Here is a 26400-nt window from a genome sequence, read left to right as displayed (position 1 = left end):
GGACACCGCTCGGCGCGATTCTGTCGGTACCTGAGCCTATGGTTGGCCCCGAACGCGGAGATCGGCCCGCACACGTGCCGCCGGTGTCCCGCCGAGATCGGGCTCCCGGCAACCACTTTCGGGCCGCCCGTCCGGCGGACCGTCCTTGCGACGGTCGCGTACGACCGTGTGCCGCCGTGGAATTCGTCCGCGGCGCCGTAGGTAAACAGGAGGATCGGTGCAGCCGGTGTCGGATGAAGTGTCCGCGTTCGCATTTCGCATGTGGCGACGCGCGTGGGGTGCCACGGAGTGGGTGCCCGCGACGCGGTTGCTCGTGCGGGTGAACGACGGTGATCCCGTAATGCCCACGCAACTGTCCTGGGTCACGCAGGACGGCGCCCGGCTCGCGCTCGGCTTCGCGCCGGATATGGCGAGCTGTTACGGACACCGCTACGCCGACGACGGCCTGATACAGGAGCTGCGGGGCGAACTCGATGATTCGCTCGCGCAGGATGCGGCCGACGCGCGCGGGTACGAGTTCGACACCGAGACGCAGGATTCCGACGACTGGAGCCCGGCGGGGCGGTTGCGGATCCTGATCGACGGCGGCGAGACCCCAATGCGCTCGGTGGCCTGGTCGGACCGATCGGGACAAGCCTGCTCGCTCGTCCTGCGCTCGGCGCGTCCCTCCGGCACCGAGGACGTCAGCAGCCTTGTGAACGGCGTATGGGCCAGTGCCGAATATCGCGACGCGGGTGAGGTGGCCGCGAATCTGGTGCTCGCGTCGAGCGCCAAGTGGTTCGCCCACCAGAACCGCGCGACCCTGGAGTTCGAACTGGCCGAGCAGGTCGCGGTGGATCGCTACGTTCTGACCTCCGCCAACGACTCACCCGATCGCGATCCGTCGGCGTGGACGCTGCGCGGTTCGGCGGACGGGCGTCAGTGGCGGACGCTCGATTCGCGCTCCGGTCAGTTGTTCACTCAGCGGCATCAGCCCAAGACGTACCGGATCGCGACGCCGGAATCCTGCGGGCACTATCGCCTGGACATCACCGGCAACCAGGGTTCACCACACCTCCAACTCGAGACCGTGCGGTTCCTGGCCGGCGGGGATGGCGGATTCGCCGGATACCGCCAGCGCGCCGGACACGTCCCAGTGGCTTTCCGGGGCATCAGTGTGGTGCAGGCGGAGCCGCGGGCCCGGAGCGGGTCGGCCCCCCTCTCGCCGCAAATGCCGCAGAAACGTATACCGGGGCACACCGGGGGCGCCCGATCGGCCATGCCGGCGATGCCGGCGCGCGCTGCGTCCCTGGGCAGCATGAGCCAACCGCTCCGGCGGCGGGTGGTATGGCAGCCGGGACAGTCGTGGCTGCCACTGGGCGGCAGCCTGTCGATGCAGTCCCTGACCTCGCCGTCGGGGCGATTCACGCTGCTGCACTCGCCGTATGAGCCGTCGTTGGCGGTACGCGACAACCTCACCCGCGATCGGGTCTGGACAGTCGATTCGCGGACCTCGAGCCTGTGCCTGGGCCCCGACGGCGATCTCGTGGCGTGGGACCACCGCGGTAACCGGATATGGAGCACCGGCACAGCATGGCTGGGCGTGCGGCGGCTGGAGATGCGTGACAGCGGTGAACTGGCCCTGACCTCCGGGAGCGGCGAGGTGTTGTGGAGTACGGGCGTCCCCGACGTGCCCGCGGGCGAGGCACCGCGTCCTGTGCCCCGGGGATCGACGTTGCGTCGTGGCGAAAGCCTGGACGGACAGTCACTGACCAGCGCAGATGGGTCGACCGTACTGTTCCACGACGGTCGTCTGGTGCGGATCATCGTGCGAGGACACACGTCGCACTGGGATCGGTTCCCCGATACGCAGAACATCCTGGCGCTCGATGACGACGGATTCCTGCGCGTGCGGAACCTGGACGGCACGGTGCTGGAGCAGATCGCCGGACCTGGCGCCGAACTCGTGGTCGAGCGCGGCGGGGTCGAGCTTCGCGACGACGCGGGGGCCCTCGTGTGGGCCTCGTCCCCTCGCTCGCAGCGACCGGGCCCGGTCCGTGAACCGCGGCTGGCGCACAACGAAGACCTCCTCACCTGGTTCAACGTCCTGAGCGGGCACGGCCACTGCGTGGCGGTGGCGAAGGACAGCACTCCGGAGCAGGTCCTCGAGCGGATCGGCGCGGCGCCGGTGGCGGGCACCTGGCGTGAGCTCCAACGACACAGGGACGCAACGCATCCGGACGGCGGGACGGTGGTGGCGGCCATCGCCGTTGGGCCGGACGTTCTGCTGATCTCCGACGACCCGGATCTGCAGGTGGCACAGCTCGCGCCGTCGGTGGCGGCCGTGCATCAACCGGACGGGAACTGCGGCTTCGCGGTGTTCGACCTCCACCGGGACGGCACGCTCGTGGCCGAACTGCGGGAGTACCCCCATCGCCGCAAGGGAGCCAAGGTGCCGGAGGTCGCCGCCGCCCTGGCGGAGATCGTGCACTCCATGCACTCCCACGCCCTGTTGTTCCGCACAACCGAGGTCGTTCCCACCGCCGCCGCCCTGGGCGGCGAACTACTCGGCGGCGTCCTGGCGCCGAAGCCCGAACCCGAACCCACGAGCCCGCCCGAACCGCTCCTGGTGGTGGAGGGCTGGGAAGATATGACCCCCCTGGTGGTCCGCACCGACTTCACCGACGACGAGGCATGGGACCAGATAATCCAGGAGATGAGCGCGCCGTGGTTCGACAACGACCCGGTGCCCCCATGCGTAGTCACCGATCCTCGATTGGCCGGCGCCCCAGCCGAACAGGTGCTACGCGAGGTATGCGCAGCTCTACCCGAACCAGGCAGACCAGGAGCACTGTTCATCGCAGATGCCATGACGATGAACAACCCGGTCCATCCCCTACTGGCCGTGACGACCGAGTGGGACGGCAACCCCTTCGAAGAGGACGAGGAGGAATTCACCACCCAATTCCGCCTGATGCCCGACGCCGCAATCGAAATCAGCACAAACCTCGACCTCGGCAACATGGACTTCGAGGACTTCGCCACCGACGGGATCGCCGAACGCCTGGCGTAACACCCAAAGGTGACACCGCCGCAGACCGAATAGGGCGCGTCGCAGCACCCGATGGCCGCACATTCCGCCGGATTCGCGCCGCGTGCTTAGCCTCTAGTGATACCTATTGGGCCGCAGGCAGTTCGATGCTGCCCGATCGACGGATCATCGCCAATGTTTCCTCTGGGATCGCGTCCTTCGGCCAGGGGCGGACTCGGCCGGCGGTGCCGGAGGTTTTCAGCCCTCCTGGCGCCGTCCTCAGGAGAGCGGCACCGGTCGTGTTCGAGTCCCAGTCCATCGCGTAGCGGTCCACTGACACATCGAAATACACCTGGGCCCCCGCTGTTTGGTACCGAACGCCAATGATCCGCAGTTGCCGAAGCGGCGGGCCCACGGCCCAGGCTTGGCGCACGGTGGCCAGCATATAACCACCGAGGAGGCGCTGGTAGGCAGCGTTGACCTCGGTAGCGGGCCACGCCTTGCTCGCCAGTCTGCCTGTGGGAGTGACATGCGGAATCTTCTTCGGCAACACATCAAGCCCAGGCATAGTCAAGATGAGAACCGCGGATCGGCCATCGGTGGCTGCGACACGAACCGGGAGCCGGGCATAGGCGAAAGCATTCGACAGTACAGCGGCCAAGACCACCGGATCGCCATCGTTCAGCGCATTCCACCATCGATCGGCTTCGTCCTGGCACCGGCGAACATCACGACAGGCCTCGTCGAACCGGCGATCGACCTCGGCCCGAACCTCGATGCCGATCCGCATACGGAGTTCACGACGCTTACCGCGCTCCCACAAACCTATGCCCGCCTTGCGACGACGCCACTCCTGCGCGATCACCGGCGCACTCGCCACCGGCACCGGTGGCGGCACGATCGGCCGCGTTGCCGACGCAAACCGCAGTGCTTCGACCGCCATCAGCCTGTCCAGAACAGCTTGCGATTCGATCGCAACACCGGCTCTACCGCCCGATACGGAGCGAGCGTCGAGCCCGGGACTCGCCACGCCCGGAGAGTTGCCTCGGCCGGACCGTCTGCCCGCACCGGTCGATCGTCGTCCGGAACGCCCCCTACCCGAATTCAGGATCGCATCGATCATCGAGTACTCCACTGCGGCAACCGGATGCGTCACAGTATGAACCGCGCGACCTACCGACCGCACCGACTTCGGAGTCACCGCCCGTCGAGCCGTTCGCACCGGATGCCTGATCTTACGCACGCTGCGCGGCGTCGCCCTGCGAACCGACCTACGCACCAACCGTCTGCCGAAACCCACCGAATACCTTGCCTATATCGATAACCTCATTCGCGAACCACCCGACCAGATCCGCATCCAAGTTCATGATCTGGTGACCACGAGCGACACGACAGAGTCGGAGGTCCCTCAGAGATCAGCGATCGAGAACCGGCCGGTGGAGCATGTCGACACGTAGTTTGGTGAGGAAACGACCGAGGTGCGGGTCGGATTCGGGGAGGGCGGAGGGATCGATGTCCCACCACCGTCCGCCGTCGAATTCCCTTCGGTCCAGGGCGTAGTCGCGCTGCCGCGAGCCGCGGATGACGTACCACAGGCTGACGTCCGTATGAGTGTCCGCATCGACCGTGGGAGTGACGGTGAGGAACAATGGCCGGTCACCGACGACGCTGAAGTCGGCGTCGATACCGAGTTCTTCGGCCGTCTCGCGCCGGGCCGCGGCAAGCGGATGCTCACCGGGGTCGACATGGCCGCCCATCGGGAGATGTAATCCAGCGAGACGATGCAAGCCCAGGTACAGCGCGTTTTCGACGGGGTCGACGAGCGCGATATACGAGACGAGATGTTGAGGCGGAGTCGCGGGCCTGACTCGGCGGAAGATGTCGTCGGTGCTCGCGAGCCAAGACAGAGTCAGATCGATGTGCTGTTGCTCGAGTGAATCCATTGGCGCGATCGCACGGACGATGTCGGCGACGAGCGCAGTAGCAGTCTCCATGCGCGCGACCATAGCCGCAGGTACCGACACCCTCGACCGTGTCGACGTCATCAGAATCGTGCACCTGCACAACACTGCTCGTATCGGGCGGGCAGTCGTCACCGGACGTGTCCGGATCTGTCTCACAGGGTTTGTAGGCTTCGGCCATGCAGGGGATCTGGGCCGGAGTGCGGGAACGAATCGAGGCTCTGGCGGGCCGACCCGGCACCGCGACGGTGTTCGGCGCGTCCAGTCATCACTTCGCGCTGCAAACGCCGCTGACAGAGGAGCAACTTCTCGACTGGGAAACACGAATCAGCGCGACTCTGCCAGCCCAGTATCGAAGTTTCCGACCGAGGTCGCTACAGCGGGAGCGGGTCCGCACCACGGGCAAAAAACATCACCCCGTATATCATTCCACAATGTAACGATCATCCAGAATAAATGATTCACAAGCGATTCGGAACCCCGCGCATCGACACCGCTGTCACTACATTCATGCTGGTTGCAAGCGCAGGACGGCGTAAAGCCCGGCGCATGTGCGGTGACGACAGCCGTGGCTACCGACGAAGCGCCCGACCGGGAGTGATCAGGCCGACCGGCGCACGATGATGTCGCCGGCCGAGGTACGCGCCCGTACCTCGGTGTTCTTGCCGGAGACTTCGGGGAGCTGGGCGGCGTCGAGTTCGTTGCGCACCGACCCGAACGGAGTGTGCAGGTCGAGCGCCGCGGCGATGCCGGGCCGGATGCCTATCTCGAGCTGGCCCATCCCGGTCTCGACGCAGACCGATCCCCGAGCGACCTCGTCGACCCGGATCGACCCCACGTCTGTTCTGGCGGTGACACGAGACTCCGCGCGACCGACGGTGATGTCGCCATTGGCCGACTCGACTCGCAGGTCGTCGGTCACCAAGTCGATCGTGGTGGCGCCGTTGGAGTGATCGATCTCTGCAGGGCCGTCGATGCGCTGGATGCGCACCTCTCCGGTGCCGGTGTGGATCTGTACTCGGCCATGTGCCTGCTGCACGGAGATCGTGCCCATGGTGGTGCTCAATTCCAGCGCGCCCGCCGTGTCGACGTGGATGTCGCCGAGCGAACTCGTCAGCCGGCAATCGCCGAGCCGGCCTGTGGTCCGGATCGTGCCCATCGCCGTGTCGGCCTGGACTCGTGAGCCGCTCGGCACCTCGATCACGACCTCGATCGCACCGTAATCGCGGCTGACCGCTCGCTCCGATGGCAGCGGTCGCGGCGTGTTCACCCGTAGTCGGCCCGCGGAGTATTCCACGCGCGTCTGTTCGACGACCTCTACGTCGAGGCTCCGGTTCTGGTTGTCGGCGCGCACGTCGACCACAGTGACAGCGCGGTCGGTCGCGATGATCCCGATGTGGCCTACGTAGGCGTCGACAACGACGGAAATAGGTTCGGGAGTGTCGAATTCGCGCATGACTGCGCCCTCCTGGCGTGACGTGCCGCCCACCGGGTCCAAGAACCAGCGGTGAGCGGCACGCGCCGTAGATGCCGGTGGTGATCAGTGCTTGAAGGTGTCCTTCACCTTCTCGCCGGCATCCTTCAGGTTCGATTTCGCCTGATCGGCCTTGCCTTCGTTCTGGGTGTCGCGATCCCCGGTCGCTTCACCCACCTTCTCTTTCGCCTTGCCGGCCAAGTCGTCGAGTTTGTTCTTCGCCTTGTCGGTTGCGCTCATCACATACCTCCTTCGGTCGGAGCGCCCACTGTCGCTGACGAACGGTCTGACGGGCGCTCGAGCCTCGGCTACCCTGCCTCTCGGGCTCGAAACAGAGGCGCTCCGGTTCGCGTTGCACAGACGGTGATAGTCGGGCAGACTGCACTGCCGCACCGGATAGACGGACACAACCACTTGTGGGGGGACGCGATGTATCGAACGCTGGCTCTGATCGGGGCACTCCTGTTCGGCATCGTGGGGTGCGGCACAGGCAACGGCCCGACGCCGACAAGCAGTCCGTCCGACTCCGGATTCTGGACGACGCCGCATCCCGCCGCCGACAGCGTCCAGATCGAGAACCGCATTCGACAGATCGACGTCTGCGCCCTGATCCCCCGCGAGACGCTGAACAGCCTCGGCTCGGTGCGCACGGTGGGCGATACGAATCTGAGCACCTGCGACGCGCAACTGGGGTCGGCCGAGGATTACAAGGGCACCGACGTGCAATGGTCGGACGTGTTCAGCACCAGACCCATCGCGGTGCCGAAGGGGACCCAGCAAACCGTCGGGGCCGTGACCTACACCTATCAGGCCGATCGAGATGGCCTGCCCGCCGCTCAGTTTGCCCAGCTCGTGCAGCGAACCTGCACCGCCACAGCCCGTTTCGTCTCGGGCGCGGCACTGATGATGTTCGTAGACACACCGCTGGGCACCGAGCCGTGCCCCGTCGCGCAGCGGCTGCTGCCCGACGCCATGCGCGCCTGGACCGCCGAGCCGAAGCAGGGCGCCTCGCCGGCCACCGCGCACTCGGTGCTGCTGGGCGCGGACCCCTGCGCGATCCAGACCCGGTTGGGCGTGCCGGCGACACAGTCGGTGCACAACCCCTGGGAATGCGATTTCCGCTATCACAACCAGGACGTGATCCTGCGATACGAATACCGGCAGCAGAATTCCCTGACCTCCGACGCCACCGCGATCCCGGACGGCCCGCACACGATCTACCGCGCGACCCCCGCTCCCGACCAGGACGGGTACTGGGGGTATAACAGCCCGGTCGGCCCGGCGATCGAACCCCAGGCGCCGTCCGACTTCACCGGCCCCTATCTGCCGAACGTGTACGTCTCCTCGAAATCCGACACGGTGTCCCAAGACGTTATCCGCCAGGCGATCTCGCAATTCCACTGACGGATCCGGTACTTCCATGGGCGTCGATCGAGCACGCGGCAGCACCGAGCTGCTCTGGTCCCGAGTCGATGCCCCACCTCATGCGGTCGCCGAGCCGGGCGGCGCACCATCGCTTCGAATGGCCGGATTACGCGATCCGACCTCGGCGACAAAGGCCGACCGCAGATACCACTGACCGATCGGATGGGTCGGATCCAGCCCGGTCTGCCGCGCGATTCGCTTGAAACGGTAATCGAGGGTGTTGGGGTGGATATGCAGCCTGCGTGCCAGCCGCTGACGCCCCAGATTCTCACACAGGTGCAGTCGCAAGGTCTCCAGCAATTCGGGATACTCCCCCAACGGCTCCAGCAGCGCGGCAAGGCGTTCACGCCCAGGACCGGGACGCGTCAACTGATACTCCAGGGCAAGATCAGCGAACCGATACACCCGGCCCGGCCGACCGAACTCGACGGCCAGCTCCAGAAGCTCGTGCGCACGCCGGGCGGCACTGGGGATCTGCCCAGGCGCCGCCGACACCACGGCGGCGGTGAACCGCGCCACGGTCGACAGCTGCGCCAGCCGGATGTCCAGTCCCTCATCCGTTCCGGACTCGACAGGTATCAGCACAGTGCCGCCCAACGGCGACAGCAACGACAACACGTTGCCCCCGAACCAACCGGCGAGCACGCCGCGAAGGCGCCCGACCACCCGCTCGGACTCGGCATCGCCCGGCCGACCACCCGGAATCGACACAGCCACAATAAAATACGATGCGGCGATGCCGACTCCGCAGTTGCGGGCCAGCGCGATGGCGACGTCCCCGGCCAGCAACGCGGCCGCGAGGTCCTCCGACGTGCCGTGTCGACGGTCCGCGCTCATAGGAGATCGAACCGCCCAAGGCGCGTGCACCGGGCGTCGGCGGCAACCTGGACTCTCAAAGCAGAATAAGCGGACATATCGAACTCCAGAGGCGAAAACGCTTGCGTGAGTTGGCGTACTGCTCATGGCGGCGGCACCGGCGGCGCGAATCTCGCGCACACCCACAAGTCGAGACGACCCGCGAGCACGGTGATTCCGAAACCGATGCGAGTGTGCTGGCTGCGACACCGCGACCGCCGAAGGTTCCCGCTGAGCGGGACAACCCATCATCCCCGGCCGCAGTGACAGCGCCATAACACACCGACCTCGCCCCGCCGCATACGGTGGGGCGCATTGCGCGCTGCGGCAACGACTTCAGCGATATCGAAACACGCCGCCGCCGGGGAGCTGCGGGTGGCCGGCCACCTGGGTTCGACAAGGTCGCGTACCGCGACCGCAACGCTGTGCGTCGCCACCGCGTCGGCGGCGACGCTGCCTGAGACGGCCCTGCGGAGGCGGTCTCACCCGATCCGGGCGGACACCTCGTCCAGTGCGGCTGTCTCGTCGGCGGTGAGGTCCAGCGTCGCCGAGGCCAGCAGGGCCGGGAGTTGTTCGAGTGTGCGGGCACTCACGATCGGGGCGACAATGCTCGGCCGGCCGCGCAGCCAGGCGAGCGCCACGGTGGACATCTCCGCCCCGCGGGCGGACGCGATGTCCTCGACCACTGCGACAACCGCGAGCCCGGCCTCGGAGAAGTACTGGCCGGCGATATTCTGACGAATCCCCCCGGCCAGATCCTGCTTGTTCTTGTACTTGCCGGTGAGGAATCCACTGGCCAGCGAGAAGTACGGTACGGCGGCGATCCCCTCGGCGACGGCAATGGGAGCGATCTCACGCTCATACGGCTGACGCGTCACGAGGTTGTAGTGCGGCTGCAGTACGGCCGGTGGCTCGTATCCCTCGCGGCGGGAGATGTCGAGCCATTCGGTGATCCGGGCGCCGGTGTAGTTCGACAGGGCCACCGTGCGGATCTTGCCGGCTTTACGCAGCACGTCGAACGCGCCGATGGTTTCGGTGAGCGGAGTGTCAGGATCGTCGAAGTGCGCGTAGTACACATCGATGTAGTCCGTCCCCAGCCGGGCCAGTGACGCATCGGCGGCCGCCGCGACAGTGGCCGGGGCCAGCCCTTTGAACTGGGGGTGCTGGCTCACCTTGGTGCCGACGATCACGCTGTCGCGGTTCTTGCGGGCGGCCAGCCACGAACCGATGATCGTCTCCGACTCGCCGCCCGAGTTGCCCGGCACGAATGCGGAATAGCTGTCCGAGGTGTCGATGAAGTTGCCGCCGCCCGCGACGAACGCGTCCAGCACCTGATGCGAAGTCGTCTCGTCGCTGGTCCAGCCGAATGTGTTGCCGCCTAGCACGAGCGGGAATACGTCGATGCCGGTGTGGCCGAGTTGTGTCATCGAAAACCCATCCATTCGTTCGTCACTTTTCTTACAAGCTACAAGCGCTTTACCTCCTCGGCCGCCTCCACCAGTTTCAAATGCCGATCGACCCGAGTGGCCCAGCGCGATCACACGGCACTGGACGAGGCGATCGACCACGCCGCGGACGGCCTCCAGCTACCGCGCTCGTCACCGGCGACAACCGGGGCATCGGCCTCCACCTCGCCGCCCAGCTCGTCGAACGGGGTGCGAAGGTCTACGCGTCGAAGCCAGCGCGTTCGAAGTGATCGTCGACGCGTTCACCGAAACGGTCAAAGCGTCGCTGAGCCAGGACCCGCGGGAGGCAGAACCCGTCCACAACCGAAACGAGTTGTGAATATATTCGGCGATCGTGGCATGCCGGGTCAGGCGTTCAGGAACCGCTGGAACTGCCTGTCGAACTTCCGCGGATCCTGTGCGGCCGTCGCGGTGGCGAATCGGCGGGTTCTGGGTGCTAGAAACCATGTAACTCGTTTGCGATGTCGCTGTGCCGCCGCCGGTGGTGACGGTGGAGAGGAAAGTTCATGCGGTACGACGAATATCGGGCCTATGATGCGGTCGGTCTGGCTGAGTTGGTGGCCGAGGGGGACGTGCACCCGGCCGAACTGCTCCAGGTCGCGATGGCCCGGTGCGAACAGGTCGACCCCGACATCCATGCGATCAGCCTCCGGATGGACGAGGCCGGGCGTGCGGCGGCCGCGCGACCGCTGGAGGGGCCGTTCGCCGGAGTGCCGTTCCTGCTCAAGGATCTCGGACAGGATTTCGCCGGCTATCCGACTGCGTCGGGCACCGGTCCACTACGAAAAGTGAAGGCCGACAGGAACAGTACGGTGGTGCAGCGGTGGATCGATGCCGGGCTGGTGATCTTCGGCAAGACCACCACGCCCGAATTCGGCGCCATCGCCGTTACCGAATCCCGGACCTACGGTGCCACGCGTAATCCGTGGCACCTGGACCGCTCTCCCGGTGATTCGTCGGGTGGATCGGGGGCCGCGGTCGCGGCGGGGATCGTGCCGATGGCCGGTGCCAGTGACGGTGGCGGCTCGATCCGCGTCCCGGCGTCGTGTACCGGGTTGTTCGGTCTCAAGCCGGGACGCGGGCTGGTGCCGGCGGGTCCGGACGCTGGTGAGAACATCTTCGGCGCGTCGACCGGCGGTGTGCTCTCCCGCACGGTCCGCGATTCCGCGGTCATGCTCGATATCCTCGCCGAACCCGACCTCGGCGGCCCCTGGCTGCCGTGGCGGCCGCACCAGTCCTACGCAGCGGCCATGGATACCTCCCCGCAGCCGCTGCGCATCGGATTCACTCACCAATCCCCTTTGGGCACAAAGGTTCACGCCGAGGCCGTACGCGCGGTCGAGGTGACCGCGGCGCTACTGGAACAGCTGGGCCATCACGTCGAGCCCACCGCACCGCGCCTGGACGGCGGGCAACTGGCGCGCGACTTCATGACGGTGTGGGCCGCGAACCTGGCCACCAAGCTCGGCCGGGCCCGGCGCCTCACCGGCGCAAGCGATTCCGAGTTCGACCTCACCACCCGGATGCTGGGCGCCGCCGGCCGCGCACAGTCGGTCCCGGAACTGATCGAGGCCCAGGAGCGGTGGAACACCTACACGCGCGCGCTCACCGAATTCCACGGCACCTACGATCTGCTTCTCACACCCACACTCGCGCAACCGCCCCTGCGCATCGGTGAAACGAAACCGCCTGCGGCCGTGGAGAAGATCATGGCCCTGCTGCTGGAACTCGGTGCGGGCGCGGCGATCACGCGTACCCCGGTCTACCGCGACCTCGTCCTGAGGAATCTGGCCCCGACCCCGTTCACCCAACTCGCCAACATCACCGGCCGCCCAGCCATGAGCGTGCCCCTGCACCGCACCACCGACGGACTCCCGCTGGGCACCCAATTCGTGGGCCCCCTCGGCTCGGAATTCCTACTCTTGCAACTCGCCGCCCAACTCGAACAAGCCCAGCCCTGGAGCCATCTCGAACCCCCGGAACCCATGTGATCGACAGCGAAATTCTCCGCTCATGCACGGGCGGGCGATGTCGCGATCTGCAGCGCGCTGGCAACACCATTACATCGACGGTCGGGGGCTCGCAGGACCGCAGGCAAATCGTCGATGGCGATGATCGAGGTTGATCAGAACGTGGTTTCAGGCGGCTCGATCTCGTGACCGAAATCGACGTCGAGACGCTCGAAAATTTCGTCCCTGACGACATTGAATTTCGTCGTATAGACGAGTTTCATGTTGGCGGCTACCGCTTCGCGGCCGGTCCATCGCTCGACGAGCGTGAACGAGTGTGGGTCGTGCTTGCCCTGGAAAATACGAAACTCCCCGCAGTCCGGGTTGGCGCGGATCGGGCCGACGATCTCGAGCAGCACACGCTGGGCCGCTTCGATCCGGTCCGCCCGCGCGCGACCGTGCACGATAACGCAGAAGCCGTGCCGGTCCCGCGGCGCAGACGTCGGCTGCACATGGTCGGTGACAGTCTCCGGGGTGCCTTCTTCCGTGAGATCTTCCGGCATATTGTCAATAATTGCCGATGAGATTCAGGCCGACGAGCGGAAAGGTTGCCTGTTTTCGCAAGAATCGTGCCATTACTGAGGTCGAGCCATTTCCGGTGAGCATTCCCGACCACGATCTGGAGGACCTGCGCAGACGTCTGGACCATGTCCGGCTTCCCGAAGCGGAGACTGTTCCGGACGGTACGCAGGGCATCGGGCCGGATCGCCTGCGGAACCTGCTGGACGCCTGGCTACAGCGCGACTGGCGATCCCTGCCGTGGTCGCTCGCCACGACACCCACGCCGACGCTACGACAGGCCACCGAGCGACAGGAGTTCCGCGAGTACCTTCTCCGGCGCGGGGAGCGTCGCGATCTCCGCTGCGACCTCCTTCGCCGCCCGTCGATACGCCGGATCACCCAGGACGCGACCGACCGCGGCACCCGCCTCGGCGGGATCGGCCAGCACCTCGGCGACCCCGCGATGCGACGCCCGCGCCGCGTTCAACGGTTGATCGGCGAGCACGGGAAAAAGTACGGACGGGACCCCGGCGGCCAGCGATGCCAGCAGCGTGCCACTGCCTGCCGAGCCGATGACAACGTCGACCTCGGGCAACAGCTCATCCAGAGGGGTGAACCCGATGGCGTGCACCCGCTCGTGCGCCTCCAACCGCTCCGGTTCAGAAGTAACGAGTACGTCCACGCCCGTCTCCGCCACCGCCCGAGCGAGTGTGCTCAACAACGCGGCATCGTCCACGGTCGTGCCCATGGTGAGCAGGACGCGAGCCGTACCCGCGGGCCGCGACGGCACCGGTAGGCTCGGCCGCCCCGCGAAGGAAACGGCGACACCGCCCGGCCGGATCATCACCCGATCGGCTTCCGGCGCCGTATCGGTGGACAGACGCAGCGAATCCGGAAACGGATCGACCAAGGCGAGACGCTCGCGTGGCACCACGGACAGACGGCCGTGCTGCTGCTCGGCACGCCGCCGCATCGCACCCACGAACTCGACGGGCAACGGTCCACCGATCGAGTGCGCGACCCACGGCACGCCGAACTTGGCCGCGAGCAGCGGTGTCACGAAGTCCACCCACTCACCCACGATCAGATCGGGTTCGAATTCCAGTGCCTGTTTCAACGCGTCTTCCCAGGTGAGGTCGACCCTGGTGCCTGCGAACAACGCGGCGGAGGCCTCGCCGAAGTTCGTCGGGTCGCCAGAGGCGCGCCGCGCATTCTCCGCGAGCAGCTCGCCGAGGTCCGGGCCCGCGGCCAGCAGTGTCCGAGCGCCGAGGAATCCTTCCATCGCCCCGGCGGTCAGAAATGTGACATCATGACCGACCCGAGCCGCTGCATCCGCGAGAGGCAGGAGCGGCAGAAGATGACCCGCCGCAGGGGTAGAACCGAACAAAATCCGCACGAACGTTCTCCCACTCCACCCACATATCGATGGAGCGCCATAACCTGGGTCGAGTTCGGCGATGGCACCCTGAATAGAAAATACATCATCGAAACCGAAGGCGCCCGCCGCAACATCACCATCCACATCCTCCGCCACATCGGCGACCGCCTCGAAATCAGCGGCGCTGGATGAGGACTCGACGGCACAAACGTCACTCGGCATAGTTCTACCAGCTCTGAGTCGCTCAATACGGCGCGGATCGTGATGGAAGCCAAGGGCCACCCGGTCATTACCGGAGAAAATTCACACGCACCGGCAAGTAGCAAATAGGACAGATTTCGTTGCTCGCCTCCCGCCAGGCCATTCGGCGACAGATCTTTGGGGGACTGCCGTTCGTGGGCTTCACGCCCGACAACGGGCTCGGCAGTTGGCCGTCGACTATGACCTGGAACCTTGACGTCGAGCAATGAGCGCTCACGTTATGTGCGCAGCGGCCGGAAGAACTCTCGTATGTCCTCGGCGAGTTGTTCGGGCGCCTCGATGGCGCCGAAGTGCCCGCCTCGGGGCATCGGGGTCCAGCGCGTCACGGTGAATACTCGTTCCAGCCACGACCTGGGCGGCATCGGTTCCTGCGGGAACGCCGCGACCCCCATGGGCGGTACGACCCGCTCGCCGGGCGCGAAATGTAGTGGTAGCAGACTATTTTCGCGGTAGAACCGCATGGAGGATCCTATCGTGCCGGTGAACCAGTAAAGCGAGATGTTGGTCAGCAGGGCATCCATGGTGAACACCTGCTCGACGTCGCCGCCGCAATCGCTCCAGTTCCGATTCTTCTCCGCGATCCACCCCGCCAGGCCGGCCGGCGAATCGGTCAGTGCGTACGCGGGGGTCTGCGGCTTCGTCGACTGCAGGGCATGGTATCCCCCCTCGGTGGCGAACCATTCCGAGCGGGTATCCAGGAACGCCTGTTCCTCGACCGACACGGGTTGGCGATTCCCCACGGGAGGCCGGTACAGGCCGGGAACCATGGTGATGTGCAGTCCGGCCACATGCTCGGGAAAGCGCGAGGCCAGCCACATGGACACGCTGGCGCCCCAATCATGGCCCTGGAGCGCGAACCGTTCGTACCCCAGACCCGTCATCAACACCATCCACATTTCGGCTACGCGGTGGGGACCGAAACCCGGCCGGTCCGGGCGTTGCGAGAAACCGTATCCGGGCAGCGAGGGGGCGACGACGTCGAACGCGTCGGCCGGGTCCGCGCCATGGGAGCCGGGATCGGTGAGCAGGGGAATGATCTGCGCCATGTCGAAGCCCGACCCCGGCCAGCCGTGGGTGATCACCAGCGGGAAGGGTTTGGGGCCGGTTCCGCGCTGGTGAATGAAATGAATATCGAGGCCGTCCAGGCTCGTGGTGAACTGCGGAAGCATGTTCAGCTTCGCTTCCTGTGCTCGCCAGTCGAATTCGGTGCGCCAGTAATCTGTGAGGCGGCGCAGGAACGCGAGGTCGGTGCCGTTGTCCCAGTTCGTGTCCGGCACAGCGTCGGGCCAGCGGGTGTGCCGCAACCGGCGGTGCAGATCATCGAGTTGGTCCTGGCCGATCGCGACGGCGAACGGTGCTACTCGCAGTGGTTCGGTTCCTGGCCTGTGCTTTTCAGCGTGGTTCGTGGAATCCATGCACATCACCTTCGGCTCGATCCGTGGCAGCGACCAGACCGTGCCCAGGCTGGCCCCCGCAGGGCCACTCTCCGCCCCCGCCGTCATCTCTCGAAGGCCGTAAATTAGTGAGGTATGGGGACGCCGTTGGGAGAGTTCATTCGCGCCACACGCGACAGCCTCCAGCCCGAGGCACTCGGTCTGCCGAGCCGAGCCCGCCGACGCTCGCCCGGCCTGCGCCGTGTGGATCTGGCCGCCCGGGCGGGGATCAGCGTCGAATATCTGACGCGCATCGAGCAGGGCCGCGACCGCAATCCTTCCGGGCAAGTCCTGAACGCACTGGCCGACGCACTCGGCCTCGACCGTGCCGCGCGCAACCATCTGCGATATCTGGTGAAGATCAGCGGCGGCGCCTGCTCCTCGCACGGGCGGCCCGTGCCGCCGAATCGGGAGGTCCGGCCCGCGATACTGGAGATACTGCGACTGCTGGAGCCGGGCATCGCGGTCGTAACGAACCGATTGGGAGACATCCTGGCCCACACCACTGCCTACGACACGCTCACCCGCGACTCCGGGCTTCTGGACGGCGATACCGCGAATCTCACATGGTACGTATTCACCGATCCTCGGGCCCGTATCTTCTTCGCCGATTGGGACCTTGTCGCCGACGAGCAAGCATTCGACCTGTGGCTCGGGCCATCACTCGAGAACACCGAATGGTTCACCGAGCGACTGGCTCCCGCCGCCGGTCCAGGATTCACCAGCCGGCTGAACCGCCATATCGTGCCCCAGCGCGGCGTGCTGCGCCTGAACCACCCCACCGGAGACGAACTGCGCCTACGGCGCGAGACACTCGACGCGTCCACCGATGACCAGCAACTCGTAATCTTCCTGCCGGACGACGCCGACACCGCCCACGCCCTCCGCCGACTCACCTCCCAGAATCGCGGCCGGCTGCGGTCGATCTCATAAGCGCTGGATACCCGCGCTGCAAGCCGGAAGGCGCAGGATCAAGGACTTCGGCATCGAGTAGCCGTGCCACTGACCGCGGAGATTCCATCGACTTACCCGGCCGACAGGCCCTGGCCCCCACCGGGAGCCGTCCCGCCGGTTCGGCCAGATTCCGTCGTGTGTTGCAGCACATCACGCTGTAGCTCGACGTCTGCCCGGTGCAGGTAGTCGGCATCGGAAGCTACTTTGCTATTGCTAAATAAATATTTATGTGATACAATGCCGAATTGTTCAGATAGATTAGGTCGTATGACCATCGTTTCGCGTGATGTTATTTACGCCGACCTCGACACTCCGCTCACCGGCTTCCTTTGCCGCGACGATGAACAACCAGGTGAACGACCAGGCATCCTTCTGATCCACGGCGGAGCCGGGCTCGACGAGCACGCCAAAGATCAGGCTCGCCGTTACGCGTCACTCGGCTATTCAGTCTTCGCCTGCGACATGCTCGGCGACGCTGCAGGCGACCGCGAGCGGATCGTGACAGCGCTCACCGCGTTCCGCAACGACCCTGCCTCGCTGCGGCGCCGCGCCCGAGCAGCCATGGCGGCCCTGCGTGAGAGCCCCGGCACAGACGGCCGAATGGCGGCGGTCGGATTCTGCTTCGGCGGCCTCGCCGCACTCACCCTCGCCCGCGCAGGTGAAGCCCTGGCGGGGGTAATCAGTATCCACGGCAGCCTCACTAATACCGCGCCCGCAGAGCCCCGCACGATTCGTGCCCGGATACTGGTCTGCCATGGCGCGGCAGACCCACACGTCCCAGCAGCGGACGTCACCAGCTTCACCGAAGAAATGAATACCGCGGCAGCGGACTGGCAGCTGAACATGTACGGGGGTGTCCAGCATGGCTTCACCCACAAAAACACGCCCAGCACGACCCCGGGAGTTGCCTACGACCTCGCGGCGGACACTCGCTCCTTCGCCGCCGCCAGCGCGTTCCTGACCGAGATCTTCGCCTGATCCACCGCGCGAACACAGGAGGATCGAATGAAAGCCGTCGTGATAGGGCAGCCCTCGGGCGCCACCATAGAAACGATCATGAGCGTCTATCCACGACACAAGCAGGTGGTGGACAAGTTCATCGCTCGCGGCGTAGTCATTGGAATCGGCACTTTCTCCGATATGGGAAACATGGCGATCTTCACCACTCGAGCCGCGGCCGAACAGTTCACACAGGAAGACCCCTTCATACTCGAACGCCTGGTGAAGTCCTTCGAGATCAAGGACTGGAACGACACGCTCCTGCCTGAACAGCGGTAATACACGGCACAACGCCCCGATACCGACCAACAAAAACCGGTTGCCGCAGCGCACACTCTCATTAGGCTGCACGACCATGCAGGAATGATCCCTTCGTCACTGTCACCATCGACATCGCCCCACCGAAGGGCGGTCGATCTGCACCCGCTCCAACACCCCGGCCACCGGCGGCGACGTCCCGCCCGTCGACTTCAGAGACCGCGCCGCCCGAGCGGCCGCAGTCTTCACAGGATCCAACCTGGCGATCCGCCGCTGCACCGACGACCGCGACGGCGAGCACAGCCCATACCTTGCATTCCCCGGCGATCTCGCGGCAGATGACCGACACCGAACGCCGCCTGCCTACTCGGGTACCACGCATTCAGCACCTTGCGGATGATGGCCTCATCCGCTCACCACCCCATCCACCGCGGACTTGCCCGGCAGGTCTCGCGGACTCGTCTACAATATAGTCGTCGTAACTGTTTGTCTCAGTTCAGGTTTGGAGACGCGGTCATCTCGGGCATGTCCATGACGCGGCGGGCGTGATTCGGTCATCCGGGAAGGATGTAGATGCTCATCACGCGCCCCTGCCGGGAACAGGACCTCGCTTTGTTGCGGACCCATATCCCAACACCCGGCCAGCCCGACCGCCACGGCACACGATTCGAACGCCAGCAACATGGCCACAGCACATTTCTGATCGCCTGGAGCGACGACATCCCCACCGGAACCGGTCAGATCCTCTGGAACGGCTGCGCTGCTCCCGAGGTCATTCAGCAGTTCCCCGACTGCCCCGAACTGAACGGTCTGGACGTCTGGCCACCCGAACGCCGATCCCAGGGCATCGGAACAGCACTCATCGCCGTGGCCGAGGACCTTGCTCGCGAACGGGGGTATCACCAGATCGGATTGGGCGTCAACGGGGGAAACCTTCGGGCAGCGGCCCTCTACCTGCGACTCGGATACCAGGAAACCGGTTGCCACTACCTCGATCGCTACCACTACACCGACAGCGACAGCACCCTCCATGACATCGCCGACCCCGCACGATTCCTGGTGAAGAACCTCCAGTCACGCATCAGTTGACCCCGGAAAACGAGACCGACGAGCGGTGGTGGCGGCGCAGCATGATGCGTCCGCGCATGAGTAGGCGTCGGGCACGCGGTGCCGAGAGCATCGCTGTCGTTTCACCGCGACGGCCCGGACCCGGGGCCCCTCGGGCACGGGCGCGTCGGGTGCGGCCGGGTTGCCTCACAAGAGGCCGGTGCCCGGGTCGGGTAGCCGGGGCCGACACACGGGAGTCGGCGGGTGCGGTCCGGCACCGATCCAGGTTGTGGCTCCGCCCCTTCGTTCAGCGAGGTGTCGGTTCTGGTCGGCATGGGGTCGCATCGCATCTGGCGGCAGTAGTCGCGGTTGGCTTCCTGACGCGTGGTTTGCGTCAGGCCCCGGCTGCGGTGACCACGGCGTCGGTGGCGAAGCCCAGCACGAGACCGGCGAAGACACACCAGGTCATCAGCGTCTTGAGGCCGGCCTTACGCGCGACAGCCAGCAGCTCGATCACCACGTAGAGGATGGACCCCGCGGCCAAGCCGAGGAAGGCGATCGACACCGTGTCGTTGACCAGGCGTTGACCGACGACCGTGCCGAGGAAGGTCGGGCCACCGCCGATCAGGCCGAGCCAGAGCAGAGCGAGCCAAGAGGGGCGTTCACCGGCCGCGGCGAGCGGGGCGACGATGCCGAAGCCTTCGGTGGCGTTGTGCAGGCCGAAGCCGATGATGAGCAGGACCGCCAGGGACAGCTCGCCTTTGGCGGCGGAGTTGCCGATGGCCAGGCCCTCGGCGAAGTTGTGCAAGCCGATGCCGGTAGCGATCATCAGTGCCAGCGACGCAGCCTGGCTGCGGCTCGTGGACGCGAGTTCCGTGACGGCCACCGCACCCGGACCCTGCGGGCCCCTGGGAGCCTGACGGCGACGGGCCATCCAACTGTCGTAATACACCAGGCCCAGCAACCCCGCCGCCAGGCCCGCCACCAGGGTGAGCCCGCCGGATGCCACCGTGCCCCACTCGTGCTTGCCCAGCGCCCCGTCGATCGGTTCCCAGGCGTGCGTCAGCACGTCCCAGACCAGGAACACCAGGATCCCGATGGCCAGCGCGTTGAGCCCAGCCCTCAGACGAGGGGTGGGTTTGCGCAGCCGGCCGATCGGAAGGCCGAGGTAGATGGTGAATCCTGCTATGGCGCCTAGCAGGGCGATGTTCGTGCTGGACATGAGAGGACCTCGGCTAGGGCGGGAGCGAACGGACACAGTGTAGGTCAGGCAACCCTTACCCAACAAGCCGTCAGAGGTTCCCTCGTTAGCAGCGGCCAACGTCGCCCAGGCGCCGTCGGCAGTCGTTGTCGACAGCCCAGTTCCGGTGGCTTGTCTGGAGCAACTGAGCCCTTAGCCCTGCCCTGGGAGGGACTGGCGGATTATCGGCTCTGTTGCACTTTCGGTTTCAACTGATGAGCTTGGTCAGCGTGATTCCGTCCGGGAGGTCGGTATCGTCGATGTTGACGACATAGTCACCGAATGTTCTTGGCGGAGTGGCAGTTTGAGGATTCAGGTGGGATAGTTTGATGCGCTCGGTGAGCGTGTGGGCGGGTGCGGCACCGAAGGTGTTGGGGTGGTTGAAGACGTAGAGACCTCGGGGTGCGAGGGTGCCGCGGGTGGCGGAGCGGTCGTGGTCGAACATCATCTCGAGGCTGGTGTAGAGCAGTTCGAGATCGCGCGGTCTGACGCCGGTTTGGGCGGCGCGGGTGGCGGAGTAGTACATCTCGACCTTGTACAGGGCGTAGGGGACGGTCCATTTTCCGCCCATTTCGGTGGTTTCGCCCTTGTCGATGTCGTCCTGGCGGGTTTGGGTGACGCGAGTGATGGCGTGGTCGGCGGGCGCGGTGGGGTCGATGCTGCGGGCCATCCCGACCTGCACGGGTCCGCGGACCTGTCCGAGGGGTCTGGTTTTGCCGACGGACATGACGGCTCCGAACAGGCGGATATCGACGTACCGGTCGCACAGCCAGGCGCGGGCTTGTGCCGCCTGTTCGGCGGTGATCTTGGCGTCGAGTGTGAGACCGGTCGCCGTGTAGGAGGCTTCGAGGCGAGGGTTCAGGGCGTGTCCGGCTTCGACGAAGATCCCGTAGCGGGGGTCGCCGTCGGCGGCGAGTGCGATGGTGTCGCGGATCTTGCGTTTGAGGGCGACGTCGGTGACCAGGCCTTGGCCGGTTTCGTCGTCGGTGCGTGGCCGGTTTCCGGCGTCGGGGTCGCCGTTGGGGTTGCCGTCTGTGACGTCGAAAAGGTAGACGATGTCATGGCGGACTTCGGGATTCAGGTGGGGTTCGGTCATTCGGTGGGCTCCTCTTCGGATGGGGCGGAGTTATGGCCGGACTCGGCGGCGGCGAGACGAGCGGCGCGTTGCTGGTGGCAACCGAGCAGGAACCACGCCTGCTGGTCGATACCTCCGCGACCGGGGATGCCACCGACCTCGGCGAGCTTGCTCAACAGTTCGTCGAGCGCTTTTGCGTGGTTGACCACTGCGCCACGGTGTGCGCGGCGGAGTTTGGTCAACCACGCGCGCGCCTCTGTGAGGCCGGCGACGAGGCCAACTTTCGGGTTGGCAACCGCGCTGGACAGGTGCCGGTCACTGTAGGTGGTGTTGAGTCTTCCTCCACAAGCGTCGTATTGCAGCGCTTCGAGGTTGGCGAAGACTCGCCCGGCGAGGTAGCCGGGTTTGTCGTTGTTGTCGTCGAGGCCGGGCGTGGGCTTCTCCGTGGTGGCGGGTGAGCGGTTCAGGATGAGCCGGACCAGCGCGGCACGCGTGGAATCGAAGTGGTTGTCGCGGTGCACGCGGTGGATCAGTTGCGGGAGCAGTGATGCCGGCAGCGGCCGGTTGAGCAGCGCGGCATGGATGAGACCGCGGTAGACGTCGTGCGGACGATCGGCGCCCTTCGCGTCGAAGTCGGCGTAAGCGCTCGTTGCCGAGATCCACCGACCGGTTGCCAATGCGAACCGGAGAATCCCGTGGAACTCCGATGCGCCCGGACCTAGCGGGACCATTGCGTGCTCGACGAACCAGTCGGCGACGTTCTCCTGGACATTCTGGACGGGCATCTCGATCCAGTCCCGGACCATGATCCGGGACACGTTGCCGCCGATGGTGAGCGAGCAGAACAGATCGGGCTTCTCTCGCTCCTCGGCCCGTTCGCTGCCATCGAACACATGCTCTCGGCGCGTCGGCGCGTCGATCAATGCCCTGACGTCTTGCAGTCTGGGGCGATTGAGCATCTCGAGGACGGAAGAGTCGCTACCGCTGGTCAGCCACCATGCCATGCGGCTGTCCTGGCTGGGGAGGGTGATGGAATGCGGGGATTCCAGCACCGACCGCAGTCCGACGATGATCGACTCGCCGCAAGTAATGCACATCGGGCAGGCGCCCAGCTTGGTGGTCAGCCCGTATCCGAAGACCGGCTCGTTCACGGTGACCAACACCGCGTCATTGGTCGCTCCGGGGACCAGCCGTGCGGGGATCTTGCCGGGCACGGTATCCAGCAGCGGTCGATTCTTACGACACACCAGGCACAGACCGTCCTGGTTGCTGCCCTTGTTGCGGGCCACCTCGGCGGCCCAGAACGGCACCACCGACGGGGAGCGGTAGGCCGGAATACCATCGACTGTGATGAGCACGCCTTGTTTGGCGAAACCCTTCCGAAGCACGTCCGGGTCGGTGTCGGTGCGGACCTCATCCGGCGGCTCGAGCATCCCGAGCCCGCCATTGCGGTAGAAGGCAGCCACCGCTCGCGCGACCGGGTCCTGCCGGCCGGCCTCGCTGTCGGCCCACCGAGAGGTCAAGTCGACGAACGCATCCAGGCACCGAGCCACTCGCGCCGGTTTCGTGTCTTCGTCACCCCACCCCATGACGTACTGGACATCGCCTGCGGTCAGTGTCGGTGCGATATTCGACGACCGGCCGGTGGCGGGAACAACATGATCGATGCCCCGGGCTTTGCCCTTCGCATCGACTTGCGACAGCGCCGGCAAGGTCGAGGATCGGGGCCGGCCGGTGGCGTCGAGGTCCAGTTGCCAAGCGAAATTTCGTGACCGATGGAATAGTTCGTTGATATCGCCACGTTCGGCGACTTCAACCAGCCGCGTAAGCAGCATCAGCCGATCCCTCCACTGCTGGCGATACCGCGCTCCGGGATGTGCAGCACACCACGATCCAAACAGGCGGTGAACCACGCGAAAGTCGGCGGTGTACTGGAGTGGTCGATGCTGTGCAACATGATGCCCAGGTCCTCGGTCAAACCGCTTACCGCCGGTGTCCCGTCGGAATCGCCGAAATAGGCGGTGAATTCACGCGTCCCCAGGTAGGGCTGGCTGAAGCAACTGCCTCGGGTCACCTTGCGCCGGAACTGATCCCGGTAGGCGGTCGTCGGCTTGTCGGCGTGGGGTCTCAGCACCACATGGGCATGAATGCGGTAGGCCACGTCCCGTAGGCATACCGAGTTGCGCTGCACACGGTGAGCAACGGTGTCGACCCGGCGGCGTCCGGCTACCGCGTCAACCAAAGGCACGAGATCGGTTGTCTCATTGCGCCGCTGAGTGAATTGACGGATCGGTTTGAGGACCTCGATGGCGACCACCCGCCAGTCGAACTCCGGCTTCGCGTAGATCGCGGCGAGCACACCGATCGCCGCAGTGGGCGTCATGACCGGATAGGTCACCCGCTCGGCTTTGAGCTCCGGCCTGGTGAACAGCGCCGCGTCACCCCAGACCTGAACCACCACAGGCCGCTCTCCCGCCGCCGAGCGTGGTAGCTGCAGTCCGCTCACAATCATCTCCTCAGCTGAGCTGATTCTCGTCGATACCGACACCGTCGTCGTAGGTCCCGGACCACCGATACAGCCCACCGGTCGCCCGCGTCGGCAATCCGGCATCGGCGCATCTGTCCAGCAGTCGGATCGGGAACGCCACAGTGCAAGGTTGAAGATCCCGAAAGACCTGGCGGCCAATACTATTCGACCGATCGGTCCGAGCCAAGAGCCGATCGGCAACGCCCGCTGGTCCGTCGCCGGTGACGACCACCGGCACGGTGCCATCGCCGAGCACCCGGAAGGCACGCGTCGGATCACGAACTTCCGGCCCCGTCATCGGATTCCGGCCCTTAACGGCGGCAGGAAACCCCCACTCGCGGCGAAGGTGCTGGAACAGAGGACGAGCCCACAGTCTTGCGATGAAAACTCCGGGCCCGATGGTGCGGAATCGGATGATCAGTTCGTGCGGGCGAGTTATTGCCGGGAGCTGTACAGGGATCTACACAAACGGCCTATTTTTGAAATCTAGGGCACTTGTCATGGCCGGACCTGGACGAGAACGAAAGAGACATGTCATCTGACTGATATCCGGAAAAATTCAGGCTGGTTCGAACCTCCAATTCGACGTATGCTCCAAGAAATTTGCGAGCATACGACCACGGAAATCGGGGTATCAAGAGCTAGAGTACCTAACGAAGCAGTCCTGAGCAGCGCGAAAGCGCTCCTCAGTCAGCGCAATGCTGAGCATCCACGTCCAGCGAGAATCTCAACGGCGACCTGTATGTCATAGACAGGAAACTGGTTGATAGCGCCGGGCGCTTACGTCCGGCGAGAATCTCAACCACCAGGAATCGAGACCAGACGTCACGCAGTGATGCCAGATATTCGCGGGCAGCGAGAATGTCGGCACAGCGGTGGCCCCATATTTCGGAAACGGTGACCAGGGAACGCCAGTATTCACATTGGCAGCTAATTGTCGGTGAAGTGGACGGAACCAGGACCGTGCTCACGAGCGAATCGCGAATGCCGCACTGGTGGATCACCACACAGCTATCGGAAAGAGGGAAAGAGGAGCGGCGAGTTGATTGCGAGTACGCTTTTGTCCCGATCGCCTTCGGCGGGGAGGTCACGAGCACCGCGCGATGCATCCGTGTTCGCGGTCGATTCAGCAGTTGACAACTGACAGTTCGCGATTCGCACGAGATCGCGGGCGAGGGCCGAATGGACTTCGTGGCCGTGGCTACCAGGCATCACCCTGGCAACCGACAGCGCTCACTGTAGATAGTGAATGCGCCTATACACCAGGCATTTTCGAGACAGACCGGGATTTTTGAAACCGTCGCATGTTACGGAAGTTCTTGGTACACAAGGTGTTCTGACCGGTCTGATGCCTCCGGAGGACGAGTCGAGTTCGCCCTGTCCGGTCGATCCGCAGGATCGCGCGTCCGTGACAGGAGCCCCGAGCGTCGAGTCGGGCTACCGGATCGTGCCCGGCAATCCGGACGCACGCTGTGCATTGATTGTTCAAATCATGATGTCACTCAACAGGATTCGACGCGGTGGCACGTCCTCGTCGACAAGGCTCGCTATCGCTCACATGAAGAGAAAGCCTCGAGCACGAGAACAGCCGGGATCAGAAGATTGCGGTACCGTTTACTCCAGGAGACGGCCGTACAGCTTCCTAGGCCGCGCAGGAGTGCACGTGGTGAACCTTCCAAAAACGAACTGCAATCTCACGAATTGTACTGGTGCATACAGCCGTTCGATCGCCACGGCTCACGGCAGCGGATCGCAACATTTGCTGCGTCCATCGGGAACCAGCTCGCCACAACCGGATTCGGCCCACGGATCGGCACCTTCGACGGTGGCCAACAGGGAAAGTTATCGTCAACACCCGACTGTCGCTGATCGATGAGTTGAGCGATGAGCCTGGAAATCCCTCCCGAGCTGCAGTGGCTGGCGTATCTCGCTGGTTCGTCGTGGCCGAAGGGGGATGAGGACAAGCTCTTCGCGTTGAGCAAGGATTGGACGGATACGTCCGAGTCGTTGAACGGGATCCTGGATCCGTTGCACGCGGCGGTGGATTCCGCGTTGGCCAGTTATTCGGGGTCGGGCGCGGATCAGATGAAATCGCAGTTCGATCAGTTCTTCTCCGGCGACAGCTCGATCCCGAGCATGGTGCAGGGTCTGGAGCAACTGGGCGATTCGGTGTTCGATATGGGCAGCCAGACCGAGTACGCGAAGTTGCAGATCATCATCACGCTGGCGTTGATGGCCGCGGAGATCGCGTATGCGCTTTCGACGTTGTTCGGTGCGTGGGCGGTGTCGTTGGTCGAGGCCGAGGGTGCGGGGATCATGCGGTTGATCGCGCGTGAGCTGGCTGAGGCGTTGGAGGCGCAGGCGGTGCGGGTGGCCGAGCGGCCGTTGTGGAAGTTGACTGCGATCGAGGCGCTCAAGCAGGGCGGGATCGGTTTCGGGGCGGATCTTTTGGCGCAGGAGATCGAGGTCGGTCAGGGGCATCGTCATGGCATCAATTGGGTGCAGGCGATCGAGTCGGGGGTGACCG

Annotated in this window: 24 protein-coding genes and 1 pseudogene; 11 read left to right on the top strand and 14 right to left on the bottom strand. The window is 65.2% G+C overall.

Annotation, left to right across the window (positions count from 1 at the left end; all coding sequences use genetic code 11):
* Positions 1 to 226 precede the first annotated feature (226 nt).
* Positions 227 to 3052 (top strand): DUF6924 domain-containing protein, encoded by a 2826-nt coding sequence (locus tag JZ791_RS28240; RefSeq protein WP_216898381.1) that lies wholly within the window; start codon positions 227 to 229, stop codon positions 3050 to 3052.
* A 103-nt stretch (positions 3053 to 3155) separates the two neighbouring features.
* Here JZ791_RS28240 and JZ791_RS28235 read toward each other — a convergent pair whose 3' ends face one another.
* The 4 genes from JZ791_RS28235 to JZ791_RS28220 form a co-directional block, all read right to left on the bottom strand.
* Positions 3156 to 4133 (bottom strand): hypothetical protein, encoded by a 978-nt coding sequence (locus JZ791_RS28235; RefSeq protein WP_216898380.1) that lies wholly within the window; start codon positions 4131 to 4133, stop codon positions 3156 to 3158.
* A gap of 292 nt (positions 4134 to 4425) precedes the next feature.
* A complete protein-coding gene (locus JZ791_RS28230; protein ID WP_216898379.1) occupies positions 4426 to 5004 on the bottom strand; it encodes an NUDIX domain-containing protein in 579 nt (192 codons plus the stop codon).
* 568 nt (positions 5005 to 5572) lie between these two features.
* On the bottom strand, positions 5573 to 6427 hold the full coding sequence (locus tag JZ791_RS28225; RefSeq protein WP_216898378.1) for a DUF4097 family beta strand repeat-containing protein: 855 nt from the start codon (positions 6425 to 6427) through the stop codon (positions 5573 to 5575).
* 84 nt (positions 6428 to 6511) lie between these two features.
* The gene (locus tag JZ791_RS28220) at positions 6512 to 6685 is read right to left on the bottom strand and encodes a CsbD family protein (RefSeq protein WP_216898377.1); all 174 of its coding nucleotides are present in this window, start codon (positions 6683 to 6685) and stop codon (positions 6512 to 6514) included.
* Between the two features lie 189 nt (positions 6686 to 6874).
* On the opposite strand from JZ791_RS28220, the gene JZ791_RS28215 reads away from it, so the two are divergent.
* Positions 6875 to 7849 (top strand): hypothetical protein, encoded by a 975-nt coding sequence (locus tag JZ791_RS28215; protein ID WP_216898376.1) that lies wholly within the window; start codon positions 6875 to 6877, stop codon positions 7847 to 7849.
* Between the two features lie 78 nt (positions 7850 to 7927).
* Here the strand turns inward: JZ791_RS28215 and JZ791_RS28210 are convergent, their stop codons facing one another.
* Complete coding sequence (locus JZ791_RS28210; protein ID WP_216898375.1) at positions 7928 to 8707, bottom strand: PucR family transcriptional regulator; 780 nt, start codon at positions 8705 to 8707, stop codon at positions 7928 to 7930.
* A gap of 500 nt (positions 8708 to 9207) precedes the next feature.
* Positions 9208 to 10152 carry an aldo/keto reductase gene (locus JZ791_RS28205; RefSeq protein ID WP_216898374.1) on the bottom strand — a complete coding sequence of 315 codons (945 nt, stop codon included), beginning with the start codon at positions 10150 to 10152 and terminating at the stop codon, positions 9208 to 9210.
* 545 nt (positions 10153 to 10697) lie between these two features.
* Here JZ791_RS28205 and JZ791_RS28200 point away from each other — a divergent pair.
* A complete protein-coding gene (locus tag JZ791_RS28200; RefSeq protein WP_216898373.1) occupies positions 10698 to 12182 on the top strand; it encodes an amidase in 1485 nt (494 codons plus the stop codon).
* A 134-nt stretch (positions 12183 to 12316) separates the two neighbouring features.
* Here JZ791_RS28200 and JZ791_RS28195 read toward each other — a convergent pair whose 3' ends face one another.
* On the bottom strand, positions 12317 to 12703 hold the full coding sequence (locus JZ791_RS28195) for a putative quinol monooxygenase (RefSeq protein ID WP_216898372.1): 387 nt from the start codon (positions 12701 to 12703) through the stop codon (positions 12317 to 12319).
* A gap of 17 nt (positions 12704 to 12720) precedes the next feature.
* Here JZ791_RS28195 and JZ791_RS28190 point away from each other — a divergent pair.
* A pseudogene (locus JZ791_RS28190) lies at positions 12721 to 12954 on the top strand (epoxide hydrolase N-terminal domain-containing protein); the annotation flags it as partial.
* 36 nt (positions 12955 to 12990) lie between these two features.
* Here JZ791_RS28190 and JZ791_RS28185 read toward each other — a convergent pair.
* Positions 12991 to 13983, bottom strand: a complete 993-nt coding sequence (locus JZ791_RS28185) for a glycosyltransferase (protein WP_216898371.1) — start codon at positions 13981 to 13983, stop codon at positions 12991 to 12993.
* 27 nt (positions 13984 to 14010) lie between these two features.
* Between JZ791_RS28185 and JZ791_RS28180 the strand changes: the two genes are divergently transcribed.
* Complete coding sequence (locus JZ791_RS28180) at positions 14011 to 14271, top strand: hypothetical protein (RefSeq protein ID WP_216898370.1); 261 nt, start codon at positions 14011 to 14013, stop codon at positions 14269 to 14271.
* A 287-nt stretch (positions 14272 to 14558) separates the two neighbouring features.
* On the opposite strand, the gene JZ791_RS28175 is transcribed toward JZ791_RS28180, so the two are convergent.
* Entirely contained in the window at positions 14559 to 15755 is a 1197-nt protein-coding gene (locus JZ791_RS28175; RefSeq protein WP_216898369.1) for an epoxide hydrolase family protein, read from the bottom strand.
* A 114-nt stretch (positions 15756 to 15869) separates the two neighbouring features.
* Between JZ791_RS28175 and JZ791_RS28170 the strand changes: the two genes are divergently transcribed.
* The 4 genes from JZ791_RS28170 to JZ791_RS28155 all read left to right on the top strand — a co-directional run bounded on the left by JZ791_RS28170 (position 15870) and on the right by JZ791_RS28155 (position 19073).
* Positions 15870 to 16706, top strand: a complete 837-nt coding sequence (locus JZ791_RS28170; RefSeq protein WP_216898368.1) for a helix-turn-helix domain-containing protein — start codon at positions 15870 to 15872, stop codon at positions 16704 to 16706.
* A 288-nt stretch (positions 16707 to 16994) separates the two neighbouring features.
* Positions 16995 to 17705 (top strand): dienelactone hydrolase family protein, encoded by a 711-nt coding sequence (locus tag JZ791_RS28165; protein ID WP_216898367.1) that lies wholly within the window; start codon positions 16995 to 16997, stop codon positions 17703 to 17705.
* A gap of 27 nt (positions 17706 to 17732) precedes the next feature.
* A complete protein-coding gene (locus JZ791_RS28160) occupies positions 17733 to 18005 on the top strand; it encodes a YciI family protein (RefSeq protein ID WP_216898366.1) in 273 nt (90 codons plus the stop codon).
* A gap of 552 nt (positions 18006 to 18557) precedes the next feature.
* Positions 18558 to 19073, top strand: coding sequence for a GNAT family N-acetyltransferase (locus JZ791_RS28155; RefSeq protein ID WP_216898365.1), 516 nt, complete (start codon positions 18558 to 18560; stop codon positions 19071 to 19073).
* A gap of 352 nt (positions 19074 to 19425) precedes the next feature.
* On the opposite strand, the gene JZ791_RS28150 is transcribed toward JZ791_RS28155, so the two are convergent.
* The 5 genes from JZ791_RS28150 to JZ791_RS46160 form a co-directional block, all read right to left on the bottom strand.
* Positions 19426 to 20253, bottom strand: coding sequence for a ZIP family metal transporter (locus JZ791_RS28150; RefSeq protein WP_216898364.1), 828 nt, complete (start codon positions 20251 to 20253; stop codon positions 19426 to 19428).
* A 226-nt stretch (positions 20254 to 20479) separates the two neighbouring features.
* Positions 20480 to 21367, bottom strand: a complete 888-nt coding sequence (gene cas7c, locus JZ791_RS28145; RefSeq protein WP_216898363.1) for a type I-C CRISPR-associated protein Cas7/Csd2 — start codon at positions 21365 to 21367, stop codon at positions 20480 to 20482.
* Positions 21364 to 23181, bottom strand: coding sequence for a type I-C CRISPR-associated protein Cas8c/Csd1 (locus JZ791_RS28140; RefSeq protein ID WP_216898362.1), 1818 nt, complete (start codon positions 23179 to 23181; stop codon positions 21364 to 21366). Before JZ791_RS28140 ends, cas7c begins: the two co-directional genes overlap by 4 nt.
* Positions 23181 to 23852, bottom strand: coding sequence for a type I-C CRISPR-associated protein Cas5c (cas5c, locus tag JZ791_RS28135; protein ID WP_216898361.1), 672 nt, complete (start codon positions 23850 to 23852; stop codon positions 23181 to 23183). The genes JZ791_RS28140 and cas5c overlap by 1 nt, the downstream gene beginning before the upstream one ends.
* 10 nt (positions 23853 to 23862) lie before the next feature.
* Positions 23863 to 23994 carry a hypothetical protein gene (locus tag JZ791_RS46160; protein ID WP_256461972.1) on the bottom strand — a complete coding sequence of 44 codons (132 nt, stop codon included), beginning with the start codon at positions 23992 to 23994 and terminating at the stop codon, positions 23863 to 23865.
* 9 nt (positions 23995 to 24003) lie between these two features.
* Between JZ791_RS46160 and JZ791_RS28130 the strand changes: the two genes are divergently transcribed.
* Both JZ791_RS28130 and JZ791_RS28125 read left to right on the top strand, forming a co-directional pair.
* Positions 24004 to 24363 (top strand): hypothetical protein, encoded by a 360-nt coding sequence (locus tag JZ791_RS28130; protein ID WP_216898360.1) that lies wholly within the window; start codon positions 24004 to 24006, stop codon positions 24361 to 24363.
* Between the two features lie 1394 nt (positions 24364 to 25757).
* On the top strand, positions 25758 to 26400 hold a 643-nt coding region (locus JZ791_RS28125; RefSeq protein WP_216898359.1), incomplete at its 3' end, for a WXG100 family type VII secretion target.

It is taken from the genome of Nocardia alni (genome assembly GCF_019038435.1).
In the GTDB taxonomy this organism is placed as follows: Bacteria; Actinomycetota; Actinomycetes; order Mycobacteriales; family Mycobacteriaceae; genus Nocardia; species Nocardia alni.
This window is presented reverse-complemented; position numbering and strand designations above follow the sequence as displayed.

Excerpts from the sequence above, each read along its gene's own strand:
- JZ791_RS28235 (WP_216898380.1), bottom strand. The coding sequence starts at position 4,133 with ATGATCGATGCGATCCTGAATTCGGGTAGGGGGCGTTCCGGACGACGA.
- JZ791_RS28230 (WP_216898379.1), bottom strand. The coding sequence starts at position 5,004 with ATGGAGACTGCTACTGCGCTCGTCGCCGACATCGTCCGTGCGATCGCG.
- JZ791_RS28225 (WP_216898378.1), bottom strand. The coding sequence starts at position 6,427 with ATGCGCGAATTCGACACTCCCGAACCTATTTCCGTCGTTGTCGACGCC.
- JZ791_RS28220 (WP_216898377.1), bottom strand. The coding sequence starts at position 6,685 with ATGAGCGCAACCGACAAGGCGAAGAACAAACTCGACGACTTGGCCGGC.
- JZ791_RS28215 (WP_216898376.1), top strand. The coding sequence starts at position 6,875 with ATGTATCGAACGCTGGCTCTGATCGGGGCACTCCTGTTCGGCATCGTG.
- JZ791_RS28210 (WP_216898375.1), bottom strand. The coding sequence starts at position 8,707 with ATGAGCGCGGACCGTCGACACGGCACGTCGGAGGACCTCGCGGCCGCG.
- JZ791_RS28205 (WP_216898374.1), bottom strand. The coding sequence starts at position 10,152 with ATGACACAACTCGGCCACACCGGCATCGACGTATTCCCGCTCGTGCTA.
- JZ791_RS28200 (WP_216898373.1), top strand. The coding sequence starts at position 10,698 with ATGCGGTACGACGAATATCGGGCCTATGATGCGGTCGGTCTGGCTGAG.
- JZ791_RS28195 (WP_216898372.1), bottom strand. The coding sequence starts at position 12,703 with ATGCCGGAAGATCTCACGGAAGAAGGCACCCCGGAGACTGTCACCGAC.
- JZ791_RS28185 (WP_216898371.1), bottom strand. The coding sequence starts at position 13,983 with ATGGAAGGATTCCTCGGCGCTCGGACACTGCTGGCCGCGGGCCCGGAC.
- JZ791_RS28180 (WP_216898370.1), top strand. The coding sequence starts at position 14,011 with ATGACCGACCCGAGCCGCTGCATCCGCGAGAGGCAGGAGCGGCAGAAG.
- JZ791_RS28175 (WP_216898369.1), bottom strand. The coding sequence starts at position 15,755 with ATGGATTCCACGAACCACGCTGAAAAGCACAGGCCAGGAACCGAACCA.
- JZ791_RS28170 (WP_216898368.1), top strand. The coding sequence starts at position 15,870 with ATGGGGACGCCGTTGGGAGAGTTCATTCGCGCCACACGCGACAGCCTC.
- JZ791_RS28165 (WP_216898367.1), top strand. The coding sequence starts at position 16,995 with ATGACCATCGTTTCGCGTGATGTTATTTACGCCGACCTCGACACTCCG.
- JZ791_RS28160 (WP_216898366.1), top strand. The coding sequence starts at position 17,733 with ATGAAAGCCGTCGTGATAGGGCAGCCCTCGGGCGCCACCATAGAAACG.
- JZ791_RS28155 (WP_216898365.1), top strand. The coding sequence starts at position 18,558 with ATGCTCATCACGCGCCCCTGCCGGGAACAGGACCTCGCTTTGTTGCGG.
- JZ791_RS28150 (WP_216898364.1), bottom strand. The coding sequence starts at position 20,253 with ATGTCCAGCACGAACATCGCCCTGCTAGGCGCCATAGCAGGATTCACC.
- cas7c (WP_216898363.1), bottom strand. The coding sequence starts at position 21,367 with ATGACCGAACCCCACCTGAATCCCGAAGTCCGCCATGACATCGTCTAC.
- JZ791_RS28140 (WP_216898362.1), bottom strand. The coding sequence starts at position 23,181 with ATGCTGCTTACGCGGCTGGTTGAAGTCGCCGAACGTGGCGATATCAAC.